The 12,242-nt window shown below is 74.2% G+C and carries 9 protein-coding genes; 8 read left to right on the top strand and 1 reads right to left on the bottom strand.

The genetic code is table 11. The annotated features are described in order from the left end of the window. The first annotated feature begins 7 nt into the window (after positions 1-7). Genes IE95_RS0104095 through IE95_RS0104060 form a run of 8 tightly spaced genes read left to right on the top strand, consistent with a single transcriptional unit; the run spans position 8 to position 9,221 of the window. On the top strand, positions 8-1,636 hold the full coding sequence (locus IE95_RS0104095) for a carboxyl transferase domain-containing protein (RefSeq protein ID WP_030150358.1): 1,629 nt from the start codon (positions 8-10) through the stop codon (positions 1,634-1,636). 5 nt (positions 1,637-1,641) lie between these two features. Continuing rightward, complete coding sequence (locus IE95_RS0104090) at positions 1,642-3,891, top strand: ATP-binding protein (RefSeq protein WP_084689789.1); 2,250 nt, start codon at positions 1,642-1,644, stop codon at positions 3,889-3,891. Further along, positions 3,888-5,072 carry an acyl-CoA dehydrogenase family protein gene (locus IE95_RS0104085; RefSeq protein WP_030150356.1) on the top strand — a complete coding sequence of 395 codons (1,185 nt, stop codon included), beginning with the start codon at positions 3,888-3,890 and terminating at the stop codon, positions 5,070-5,072. The genes IE95_RS0104090 and IE95_RS0104085 overlap by 4 nt, the downstream gene beginning before the upstream one ends. Before the next feature lie 53 nt (positions 5,073-5,125). Further along, entirely contained in the window at positions 5,126-5,680 is a 555-nt protein-coding gene (locus tag IE95_RS0104080) for a MaoC family dehydratase (protein ID WP_051702701.1), read from the top strand. Continuing rightward, positions 5,677-6,525: an HpcH/HpaI aldolase/citrate lyase family protein gene (locus IE95_RS0104075; RefSeq protein WP_030150354.1), complete on the top strand. Its 849-nt coding sequence runs from the start codon at positions 5,677-5,679 to the stop codon at positions 6,523-6,525. The genes IE95_RS0104080 and IE95_RS0104075 overlap by 4 nt, the downstream gene beginning before the upstream one ends. A 5-nt stretch (positions 6,526-6,530) precedes the next feature. Then, positions 6,531-7,301, top strand: coding sequence for a CoA transferase subunit A (locus tag IE95_RS0104070; protein ID WP_051702700.1), 771 nt, complete (start codon positions 6,531-6,533; stop codon positions 7,299-7,301). Between the two features lies 1 nt (position 7,302). Then, positions 7,303-8,064: a 3-oxoacid CoA-transferase subunit B gene (locus IE95_RS0104065; protein ID WP_051702699.1), complete on the top strand. Its 762-nt coding sequence runs from the start codon at positions 7,303-7,305 to the stop codon at positions 8,062-8,064. Next, positions 8,061-9,221: an acetyl-CoA C-acyltransferase gene (locus tag IE95_RS0104060; protein WP_030150351.1), complete on the top strand. Its 1,161-nt coding sequence runs from the start codon at positions 8,061-8,063 to the stop codon at positions 9,219-9,221. Before IE95_RS0104065 ends, IE95_RS0104060 begins: the two co-directional genes overlap by 4 nt. A gap of 46 nt (positions 9,222-9,267) precedes the next feature. On the opposite strand, the gene IE95_RS0104055 is transcribed toward IE95_RS0104060, so the two are convergent. Continuing rightward, positions 9,268-12,138 (bottom strand): lysylphosphatidylglycerol synthase transmembrane domain-containing protein, encoded by a 2,871-nt coding sequence (locus tag IE95_RS0104055; protein WP_240666323.1) that lies wholly within the window; start codon positions 12,136-12,138, stop codon positions 9,268-9,270. Between the last annotated feature and the right edge of the window lie 104 nt (positions 12,139-12,242).

Below are 12,242 nucleotides of genomic sequence, written 5' to 3'. Positions count from 1 at the left end.
CGACGTCCTGGGGACGACGGTCGACCCGGCCTCCGCCACGGCCCTGGCCAACGACGCGGCCCAGCGCGGGCTCGTCGCCGGGCTGCGCGAGCGCACGGCCCGTGCCGCGCTCGGCGGGCCCGAGACGTCGCGCACCCGGCACGTCGCGCGCGGCAAGCTGCTGCCGCGCGAACGCGTCGAGCACCTGCTCGACGAGGGCAGGCCGTTCCTGGAGATCGCGCCGCTCGCGGCCGAGGGGATGCTGGGCGGGGAGTGGCCCGGGGCGGGCGTGATCGCGGGGATCGGGGTCGTCGAGGGGCGCCGGGTCCTGGTCGTGTGCAACGACGCGACCGTCAAGGGCGGCACGTACCACCCGCTCACGGTCAAGAAGCACCTGCGGGCCCAGGAGATAGCGCTCGAGAACCGGCTGCCGTGCATCTACCTGGTCGACTCGGGCGGCGCGTTCCTGCCGCTCCAGGCCGAGGTCTTCCCCGACCGTGACCACTTCGGCCGGATCTTCTACCACCAGGCCCGGCTCTCGGCCGCGGGCGTCCCGCAGATCGCGGCGGTCCTGGGCTCGTGCACCGCGGGCGGCGCGTACGTGCCCGCGATGAGCGACGAAACGGTGATCGTGCGGAACCAGGGCACGATCTTCCTGGGCGGCCCGCCGCTCGTGAAGGCCGCGATCGGCGAGGTCGTCACGGCCGAGGAGCTGGGCGGCGGCGACCTGCACGCGCGCCGCTCGGGCGTCACGGACCACCTCGCGGAGGACGACGAGCACGCGCTCGCGATCGTGCGACGCATCGTCTCGACGCTCCCGCCGGACCCGGCGCCCGCGTGGGCCGTGCAGGAGAGTGCGCCGCCCGTCGTCGGGCAGGACGAGGCCGGCGGGCCGGGCGAGAGCCTGTACGGCGCGGTGCCGGTCGACGTCCAGGCGCCCTACGACGCGCGCGAGGTCGTCGCGCGGCTCGTCGACGGCAGCGTGCTCCACGAGTTCAAGCGCGAGTACGGCGACACCCTGGTCACGGGGTTCGCGCACCTGCACGGGCACCCCGTGGGGATCGTCGCGAACAACGGGGTCCTGTTCAGCCCCTCGGCGCTCAAGGGCGCGCACTTCGTCGAGCTGTGCGACCAGCGCGGCATCCCGCTCGTGTTCCTGCAGAACATCTCGGGGTTCATGGTCGGCACCGACGCCGAGGCCGGGGGCATCGCCAAGGACGGCGCCAAGATGGTCACGGCCGTCGCGACGACGCGTGTGCCCAGGCTGACGGTCGTGGTCGGCGGGTCGTTCGGGGCGGGCAACTACTCGATGTGCGGGCGCGCGTACTCGCCGCGCTTCCTGTGGTCGTGGCCCGCGAGCCGGATCTCGGTCATGGGCGGCCCGCAGGCCGCGTCGGTGCTCGCGACGGTCAAGGCCGACCAGCTCGCGGCGCGCGGCGAGCAGTGGGCGCCCGACGACGAGGCCGCCTTCCGCGAGGACATCCGCTCGCGCTACGAGGAGCAGGGCGACCCGTACTACGCCACGGCCCGGCTCTGGGACGACGGCGTCATCGACCCGGCCGACACGCGCCGCGTGCTGGGACTCGCGCTCGACGTGTGCGCCCGCACGCCGCTGGCCCCGACCGAGGGCCCGCGGTTCGGGCTCTTCAGGATGTGAGGGCCATGCACCCGCTGCGCACCCCCGCCCCGCTCGTCACCCCCGGGCTGTCAGAACCAGCGAGCACTCCAGGTCACGCTGGTTCTGACAACCGGGGCGCGCGCCCCTTCGGCACCGTCCTCGTGGCCAACCGTGGCGAGATCGCGTGCCGCATCATCGCCACGCTGCGCCGCCTCGGCATCCGCTCGGTCGCGGTCCACAGCGACGCCGACGCCGGCGCGCGCCACGTGTCGCTCGCCGACGTCGCGGTCCGCATCGGACCGGCCCCCGCGGCCGACTCGTACCTGAGCGTGCGCGCGATCATCGACGCGGCCCGTGCGACGGGCGCCGACGCGATCCACCCCGGCTACGGCTTCCTGTCCGAGAACCCCGGGCTCGCGCGGGCCTGCGCCGACGCAGGCATCGTGTTCGTCGGGCCGGGCGTCGCGGCGCTCGAGGCCATGGCCGACAAGATCACGGCCAAGGAGATCGTCGCGGCGCGCGGCGTCCCGGTCGTGCCGGGCAGCACGGGACGCGACCCCAGCGGCCGGGCGCTCGACGACGAGGCCCTCGCACGGGCCGCGCGCGACGTCGGCTTCCCGCTGCTCGTCAAGCCCTCGGCGGGCGGCGGCGGCAAGGGCATGCAGGTCGTGACCTCGGCCGACGACCTGCCGGCCGCGCTCGCGAGCGCCCGCCGCGTCGCGACCCGGTCGTTCGGCGACGGCACGCTGCTCGTCGAGCGCCTCGTCGCCCGGCCGCGCCACATCGAGGTGCAGGTGCTCGCGGACTCGCGCGGCGCCGTCGTGCACCTGGGGGAGCGCGAGTGCTCGCTCCAGCGCCGCCACCAGAAGGTCGTCGAGGAGGCGCCCTCGCCGCTGCTCGACGCCGCGACGCGCGCCCGCATCGGGGAGGCCGCGTGCGAGGTCGCGCGCGGCGTCGACTACGAGGGCGCCGGGACGGTCGAGTTCCTCGTGCCCGCGGACGACCCGACCACGTTCTTCTTCATCGAGATGAACACGCGCCTGCAGGTCGAGCACCCCGTGACGGAGATGGTCACGGGCCTGGACCTGGTCGAGGGTCAGCTCCGCGTCGCGGCGGGCGAGCCGCTGGGCTTCGCGCAGGAGGACGTCGTGCTGCGCGGCCACGCGATCGAGGCCCGGGTCTACGCCGAGTCCCCGGCACGCGGGTTCCTGCCCGCGACGGGCGAGGTCCTGGCGCTCGTCGAGCCCGACGGCGCCGGGTGGCGTCTCGACTCCAGCCTCACCGAGGGGCTGCGCGTCGGGGGAGACTACGACCCGCTGCTCGCGAAGGCCGTCGCGCACGGCGCCGACCGCGCCCAGGCGCTCGACCGGCTCGACCGTCTCCTCGCGGAGACGGTCGTGCTGGGCGTCGACACCAACATCGGCTTCCTGCGGGCCCTGCTCGCGGATCCGGACGTCCGGTCCGGGGACCTCGACACGGGGCTGATCGAGCGGTTCGTGACGGCCGGGGGAGTGCCCCCGGGGATCGCGACCGAGGACGACCTCGTGGCGGTCGCGCTGTGCTCTCTCGCGGGGTCGGACGCTCGCCGCGCCGCGCCGCACGCGACCGGACCGTGGGGTGCGGGCGACGGCTGGCGGCTCAACGCCGCGCCCCGTCCGCGCCGGGTCGTGCTGCTCGCCCCGCCCGACGAGCCCCACGAGGTGACCGTGACCGGAGACGCGAGCGACGCCGTCGTGCACGTGGACGACGGCCAGTCCCGGCGGGCCTCGCTGACACCGGTCGACGGGCACACGTGGCGGCTGGTCGTGGACGGCGTGGGCGAGACCGTGCACCTCGCGACCGGCCCTGACGGGAGCGTGTGGCTCGCTCGCGACGGCCGGGTCGTGCAGGTCGCCGTCCCGACGCGCGCCGAACGCCTCGCGCGGCGCGCGGCCGCCCGCCGCGACGCCTCCGAGCGCACCGACGGACCCACGAGCCCCGACGTCCGCGCGGGCATGCCCGGCACGGTTGTCGCGGTCGCCGTCACCGACGGCGAGACCGTCGCCGCGGGCACGGTCCTCGTCGTGGTCGAGGCCATGAAGATGGAGCACCCGCTCACCGCGCCGCACGCGGGCGTCGTGCGGCTCACGGCCCGCCCGGGCGACCTGGTGCGGCGCGACGAGGTGGTCGCCCGCGTCGAACCACGGCCCGACGACGCCGCTCCCGCCCCGGCGGACGAGCCCGCGACCCTGCACCACCCCCAGGCCGACACCCCGGCCGTCCCCGTCCCCTCCCACACCCCAGGAGCGCCATGAACACCGAGCTCACCGACGAGCAGCGCAAGCTCAGCGACACCGTGCGCGAGTTCGCTGACACCGTCGTCGCGCCCGCCGCGTACACGTACGACACCGAGCGCCGCCTGCCGCTCGACATCATCCGCGAGATGGGCGACCTGGGACTGTTCGGGCTCCCGTTCCCCACCGAGTACGGCGGGCAGGGCAAGGACTACCTGTCGCTGTGCCTCGCGGTCGAAGCCCTCGCACGCGTCGACCAGAGCATCGCGGTGACCCTGGAAGCCGGTGTGGGGCTCGGGATCATGCCGATCGCCCGGCACGGCACGCCCGAGCAGCGCGAGCGGTGGCTGCCGGACCTCGTCACGGGCCGCGCGCTCGCGGCGTTCGGGCTGACCGAGGCCGAGGCGGGTTCCGACGCCGGGGCCACGCGCACGACGGCGCGGCACGAGACCGGGCCCGACGGCGGCGCCGGGGTGTGGGTCATCGACGGCAGCAAGCAGTTCATCACCAACTCCGGGACGCCCATCACGAGCGTCGTCACGGTCACCGCGGTCACGGGCGAGGAGACGCGGGCCGACGGGACCGTGAAGAAGGAGCTGTCGAGCATCCTCGTGCCGTCCGGGACGGCCGGGTTCACGGTCGGACCGGCGTACGACAAGGTCGGGTGGCACACGTCCGACACGCACCCCCTGACGTTCGACGACGTCCGGGTCCCCGCGGCGAACCTCCTGGGCGAGCAGGGGCGCGGGTACGCGAACTTCCTGCACGCGCTCGACGAGGGGCGCATCGCGTTCGCGGCGCTCGCGACCGGGGCCGCCCAGGGGTGCCTGGAGGAGGCGCTGCGGTACGCGCGGACGCGCAACGTGTTCGGCCGCGACATCGGCTCGAACCAGCACATCGCGTTCACGCTCTCGCGCATGGCGGCCCGCGTCCACCAGGCACGGCTCTGCTACTACGACGCGGCGTCGAAGCTCGCGAACGACGTCCCGTTCAAGGTCGAGGCATCGATCGCGAAGCTCGTGGGCAGCGAGGCGGCCATGGCCAACGCGCGCGACGCGGCGCAGATCTTCGGCGGCTACGGGTTCCTCAACGAGAACCCCGTGGCCCGCCACTACCGGGACTCCAAGGTGCTCGAGATCGGGGAGGGGACGTCCGAGGTGCAGCTCATGATCATCGCGCGCGGGCTGGGCCTGACGGCCTAGGCCCCGGTTCCCCGCGGTCGAGAACGACCACCACCAGCAGGAAGGAGCGCAGGATGCGGGAGATCGAGCAGCGCGGGCTCTACTACGACGAGCTCGAGACCGAGGTCCGCTACGTCCACAGCCCGGGCCGCACGCTGACCGAGGCCGACAACGTGCTGTTCACGACGCTGACCATGAACACGCAGTCGCTCCACCTCGACGCGGCGTGGGCCGCGGAACAACCGTTCGGGCAGCGCCTCGTGAACTCGATGCTCACGCTCTCGACGCTCGTCGGGGCGTCGGTCGCGCAGCTCACGCAGGGCACGATCGTCGCCAACCTCGGGTTCGGCGAGGTCGCGTTCCCCCACCCGATGTTCCACGGCGACACCCTGTACTCCTCGACGGTCGTCCTGGAGAAGCGGCCGTCGGCCTCGCGGCCCGGGCAGGGGATCGTGACGCTCGAGCACCGCGGGCACAACCAGGACGGCGTGCTCGTGGCCCGGGCCGTGCGGTCGACGCTCGTGTGGACCCGCGCGGCGCACGAGGCAGCCCGTGCCACGACCACCGCGCAGGGTGAGCCGGACGCGGTGGCGCGCGACGCCGTCGGGCCTGACGGGGGTGCGACGTGACGACCTTCGACCTGGGGCCCGCGCTCCTCTTCTGCCCCGCCGACCGGCCCGACCGGTACCGCAAGGCCGCGGACCGGGCCGACGCCGTGATCCTCGACCTCGAGGACGCCGTCGCACCGGACCGCAAGGCCGCGGCGCGCGACGCGCTGCTCACCGAACCCCTCGATCCGGCGCGGACGATCGTGCGGGTCGACGCGGTCGGGACGCCGGACCACGCGACCGACCTGGCCGCGCTCGCACGCACCCCCTACCGGACCGTCATGGTGCCCAAGGCCGACGAGCGGCTGCCGCTCGACCTCGGCGGGCTGCGCGTGATCGCGCTGTGCGAGACCGCCGCAGGCGTCCTGGCCGCACCCGGGCTGGCCCGGCGCCCCGGCGTCGTCGCGTTGATGTGGGGCGCCGACGACCTCGTCGCGTCGCTCGGCGGGACGTCGAGCCGGTTCCCCGACGGCACCTACCGGGACGTCGCCCGCGCCGCCCGGTCCGCGGTGCTGCTCGCCGCCGGGGCCGCGGGCGTCGCCGCGATCGACGCGGTGCACCTCGCGATCGACGACCTCGACGGCCTGCGTGACGAGGCGCTCGACGCCGCGGCCGTCGGCTTCGCCGCGACCGCGTGCATCCACCCCTCGCACGTCCCCGTCATCCGGGCCGCGTACGCACCCCCGCCCGGTGACGTCGCGGCCGCCCGCGCGCTGCTCGCCACCGCACAGGGGCACGACGGCGTGTTCGTGCACGACGGCGTGATGATCGACGGACCCTCGCTCCGGCACGCCGAGGCCGTGCTGCGACGGGCCCGCGCCGCCGGCCGAGACGAGCACAGCACCCTCCCGACAGGAAGCAGGTAGCGGCCATGACGACCGACACGACCGGACGGGCACGGAGCTCGGTCCAGCACCACCCCGACGCCGCCACGGCCCTCGACGGCCTGCTGCGCGACGGCATGACGATCGCCGTCGGCGGGTTCGGCCTGTGCGGCATCCCGTCCGACCTCATCGAGGCCGTCCGCGACTCGGGCGTGCGCGGGCTCACCGTGGTGTCCAACAACATGGGCGTCGACGGCAAGGGGCTCGGGCTGCTGCTCGAGAGCGACCAGGTCTCCACGGTCCTGTCGTCCTACGTCGGCGAGAACAAGCTGTTCGCGCAGCGCTACCTCGACGGCGACCTCGAGGTCGAGTTCGTGCCGCAGGGCACGCTCGCCGAGCGGCTGCGCGCGGGCGGCGCCGGCATCCCCGCGTTCTATACCGCCACGGGCGTCGGGACGCCGGTCGCCGAGGGCAAGCCCGTCGAAGAGTTCGACGGGCGCCGCTACGTCCTCGAACGCAGCATCGTCGCCGACCTCGCCCTGGTGCACGCGCACCGCGCCGACCCCTACGGCAACCTCACCTACCGGTTCACGGCCCGCAACTTCAACCCGCTCGTCGCGACCGCAGGGCGCGTCACGGTGGTCGAGGCCGAGATCCTCCTGGACCAGCCCCTCGACCCCGACGTCGTCGTCACGCCCGGGATCTTCGTCGACCGGCTCGTGCCCGCGCGGCCACGGGTCAAGGACGTCGAGCAGCGCACGGTGCGGCCCCGCGCGGTCGGGGTCGGCGCGCCGACGGACGCAGGAAAGGACGCCTGACATGCCCTGGGACCGGGACGAGATGGCCGCGATCGCCGCGGCCGAGCTGCACGACGGCGACTACGTCAACCTCGGGATCGGCATCCCCACGCTCGTCGCGAACCACCTGCCGCCCGGCGTGACCATCACGCTGCAGAGCGAGAACGGGATGCTGGGCATCGGGCCGTTCCCGGTCGAGGGCGACGAGGACGCCGACCTGATCAACGCGGGCAAGCAGACCGTCACGGCCCTGCCGGGCGCGAGCTACTTCGACTCCGCGACGTCGTTCGCCATGATCCGCGGCGGTCACGTCGACATCGCGATCCTCGGGGCCCTGGAGGTCTCCGAGACCGGGGACCTGGCCAACTGGACCGTGCCCGGCAGGCTCGTCAAGGGCATGGGCGGGGCCATGGACCTCGTTGCAGGCACACCCCGGATCGTCGTGCTCATGGACCACGTGGCGCGCGACGGGACGCCCAAGCTCCGGCACGAGTGCGCGCTGCCGCTCACGGGCGAAGGCGTGGTGGACCGGATCATCACGGACCGGGCGGTGTTCGACGTGCTGCCCGGCGACGTGTCAGAACCAGCGGGCACTCGAGGTCACGCTGGTTCTGACACCCCGCGGCGGCGTCTCGTGCTGCGCGCCGTCGCGCCCGACGTGACCCTCGACGAGGTGCGGGCCGCGACCGAGGCGAGCTACGTCGTCGGGCTGGACGAACCCGGCGACCCTGCCGGGGCACCCGTTCCCACCCCGTCACGCACCGGACACCAGGAGGAGTCATGACCGTCGTCGTGGGGTACGCGCGCACCCCGTTCGTGCGCTTCAACGGCGCCTTCGCGACCGTGCCCGCCGCCGTCCTCGGGTCCCACGCGCTGGGCGCGGCGCTCGCGGACGCAGGGCTCACGCCTGACGACGTCGAGCTCGTCCTCGCCGGGCAGGTGCTCCAGGGCGGGGCCGGGCAGAACCCGGCACGGCAGGCCGCCGTCGGTGCGGGCGTGCCCTTCTCGGTGCCCGCGATGACGCTCAACGCGGTCTGCCTGTCGGGCATGGAGGCCGTGGTGCAGGCGCACCGGCTGATCGCCGCGGGCGAGGCGCAGGTCGTCGTGGCCGTGGGGCAGGAGTCCATGAGCCTCGCACCGCACGCCTGGGTCGGGTCGCGCGCGGGCCAGAAGCTCGGCGACGTGACCCTCGTGGACACGCTCGCGCACGACGGGCTGCGCGACGCGTTCGAGCAGGACTCGATGGGGCTCAGCACCGAACGGCACGGTGAGCGTCTCGCGATCAGCCGCGAGGCGCAGGACGCTTTCGCGGCGTCGTCGCACGCGCGGGCCGCCGCGGCCGCCGACTTCCTGCGCGGAGAGATCGCGCCCTTCCAGACGCCGGGGCGCGGTGGTCGCCTCGTCGAGGCCGACGACGGCGTGCGCGCCGACACCACGGTCGAGGTCCTCGCGCGGCTCCGCCCCGCCTTCCGCGAGGACGGCACCCTCACGGCCGGGAACGCGTCGCAGATCTCCGACGGCGCCGCCGCCCTCGTGCTCGTGAGCGACGAGGAGGCCGCGCGGCGCGGGCTGACCGGCGCCCGGGTCCTCGGGCACGCGCTCGTCGCCGGGCCCGACGTCTCGCTGCACGCGCAGCCCGCGAACGCGATCCGCGCCGCGTGCGCGCGGGCCGGGCTCGACGCCGGCGAGCTGTCCGCGGTCGAGATCAACGAGGCCTTCGCGGTGGTGGCCCTCGCGTCGACGGACCTGCTGGGCGTCGACCCCGCGATCGTCGACGCCAACGGCGGGGCCATCGCGCTCGGGCACCCCATCGGGGCGTCGGGCGCGCGGATCGTGGGTCACCTCGCGCGGCGGCTCGCGGTCCTCGGCGACGACGCCGTGGGCGCCGCGGCGCTGTGCGGCGGCGGCGGGCAGGGGTCGGCGGTGGTGCTGCAGGGGTAGGGGCCGACGACTGCGGCGGTGCGGGCGCCCGTTCCGGGAACCAGCGCTACAGGTCGCCCTTGCGCTGCAGGTAGCGCATGGCGCCCCAGCCGATCGGGATGCGGGCCCAGTAGGTCGCGAGGCGGAAGAGGAAGGTCGCGGACGTGGCGAGCGCGAGCGGAATCCCGGCGGCCGTCAGCCCGAAGATGAGGGCGCTCTCGATCGCGCCCAGGCCGCCGGGGGTCGGGACGGCCGCACCGGCTGCGTTGCCGACCAGGTAGATCACGGCCACGTCGACGAGCGCGAGCTCCTGGCCGAACGCCGCGAGGGCCGCGTCGAACGCGAGCACGTAGCCGAGCGTCATGACGATGTTCCCGCCGAAGCCCAGGGCCAGGCGTCCCGGCTGGCTGAGCATCTCGGACAGGCGCGGCCAGACCTGCTGCACGGTCGGCCTGATCTTGGCGAGCACCCAGCGCCGTATCGCGGGGACGAGCAGCGTCGCGATCACCGCGAGGGCCACCCCGGTGATGGCCAGCAGGACCGTGGTCGAGGGCAGCTTGACGAGGCCGCCCGAGCGGGCCGTCATCGACAGGACGACCAGCAGCAGGATCGTGACGACGAACTGCGACACCTGCACCAGCGCGACGGTCGCGACGGCCATGGGCGTCGAGACGCCGCGCTTGGTCAGCATGCGCAGGTTGAGGGCTGCCGGACCGATCCCGGCCGGTGCCGCGAGGGCCACGAACGACCCGGCCATCTGGGTCAGCGTCGCCCGGATCATGGGCAGCTTGACGGGCGAGAACGCCACGAAGGTCAGTGCTGCGCCGAACCAGGTGAGGATGCCCAGCGCGAACGAGATGACCGCCCACCACGGGTTCGCCTCGGAGACGGCCTCGGTGATCTGCTGGAAGTTCATCGTCGTGACGACCACGGTCACCGCGACGATCGTCAGGGTCAGCGTGATGATCGTCCGGGCGCCGAAACGTGTGATGCGCTGGGGCTCGACGTCCGTCTCCGGCAGGCGCTCGACGAGCGCGGCACGCAGGTCCTTGAAGAGCTCCTTGTTGGCGCGCATCTCCTCGCGCGTGCTCACGGGCAGCGCGATCGACTGCAGCAGCGGACCGATCGCCGCGATGTCCTCGCCCGGTAGCACGCTCACGGCCGAGGCCACGGCCCGCTGGGCGCCCACGCGCAGCGCGAGCAGCGCGACCATCTGTGTGAGGTCCATGCGACGTGACAGCTCGGACGACGCGATGTCGCCCTGCTCCCAGCCGGTCAGCCACACCTTGACCTCGGAGTCGTCGGGGCCGCCTCGGGGGCTCAGGTCGACGGCCGCCGACCCGGCGTCCGGGCCGGCGCCCGGGCCCGTCCCGGCGGGGTGCGTCGCAGCCCCTCCCGGTTCGCCGCGGCTCACGAGCATGACGTCGGAGGTCAGGGCGCGGTGCGAGAGCCCGGCGTCGTGCGCGAGCTGGATCTGGTGCCAGGCCTCGGTGAGGACGGCGTCGGTGACCTCGTCGTCGGGCAGGTCGCGCAGCGAGACGGCTCCTACGGCGTGCTCCTGGACGAGGATCATCGAGTCGTCGGACTCGGCCACGCCGAGCAGGCGCGGCGTCCGGACGCCTGCGGCGCGGGCGGCGTAGGCGAGGAGGGCGGTGCGTTCTGCCACGGCTTTGAGCGAGATCGCGGCGCGGCCCTCGATGCCGCGCAGCCGGAGGGAGCGCCAGAACCGGGTGAGGAAGCCGACGACCTGTCGGTCGCCGTCGAGCACGACGACGTCGCGGCGCACCCCGTCCTCGGTGAACATCGCGTAGACGCGGTTGTCGCCGGACCGGGTGAGGGCGATCGCGGCGGGGTCCGACGGCGCCTCGGCGGGTTCGCGGACGCCCTCGCCGAGCGCTCCGGACAGGTGGTCGCCCGCGATCCGCGCGTCGGCGGTCAGGGCCGAGTCCTCGTCGGACCCGGCGACGCGGACCACGCCGACGTGCACCTCGCCCGTGATCTCGCCGTCGGCGTTGACCTCGGTGATGGGGTCCTCGGCGGCCTCCGCGAGCTCGGCGGGCTGGGCGACGTCACGGACGCGCACGAGGGCCGTGGGTGAGTAGCCGGCCCGGCGGACACCGTCGACCAGGTGTGGCCCGTAGGCGCGCTCGCTGCGCACGCCCGAGACCCAGCGCACGGTGTTGCCCGCGATGCGGCCGAGCAGGAGCGTGATGATCGTGCCGGGCAGCGACACCTGGGCGGTGATGAGGACGACGCCCAGCGCGATGAACAGCAGGTTCCAGGACCAGGCGACGGTCCGGCGCCGGGTGCGGGGACCTGCTGCGGTCAGCAGCCCGCTGATCGCGGCGACGTAGCCGGGGATGCTGAGCCGCCACTCGCCGCGGATCCGCACCGAGAGGCCCTGGATGAGGTCGTCGGAGCCGAACGTCAGCACGGAGTAGGTGACGGCGATGCCCAGGATCATGCCGAGCGCGGCCGCGGCGATCGACTCGACGACCTGTCGCCCGAGCTTGCGGATGCCGAGCTCGATGAGCACCGCTGTGGGGATCGCGAGCGTCACGAGACCTTCGAGGACCGCGACCGGGATGAAGAGGATCCGCGCGAGGAGGTCGGAGAAGCCCTGGACGTCCTCGGCGACGCCTGCGGTGGTGCCGTGCGCGTAGACGGACATGAACATGACGAGCGCGACACCCAGCGCGCACAGCACGATCCCGACGAGGTCGCTGGGGTGGCGGACGCGCGACTCGGGGGTGTCGACGACCATGACGGTCGGGTCGGTGCCGTCGCCCACGGGGCGTGGGGGCGTGAGGAACGCGCGGAACGAGCGGGGGTCGGGCGCGGTGCTGGGGGCCGTGTCGAGCGATCCGACCTCGTGCACCTGCGGGCGCGGTCCGGCCGTCGCCGGAGGGCCGGCCGGGTCGTGAGCGCGCGCAGACATGCTTGCGAGTCTAGGGCTGAGGGTCCCGGGAGGCGCGGTATTACGCCACTCTCGGTCGGGTGATTTGCCCGCTTGCTCCTGGTGTTCGGGGTGCTTCGGCGCGC

Origin of the sequence: Oerskovia turbata (assembly GCF_000718325.1) — a bacterium.
Taxonomy (GTDB): domain Bacteria; phylum Actinomycetota; class Actinomycetes; order Actinomycetales; family Cellulomonadaceae; genus Oerskovia; species Oerskovia turbata.
This window is presented reverse-complemented; position numbering and strand designations above follow the sequence as displayed.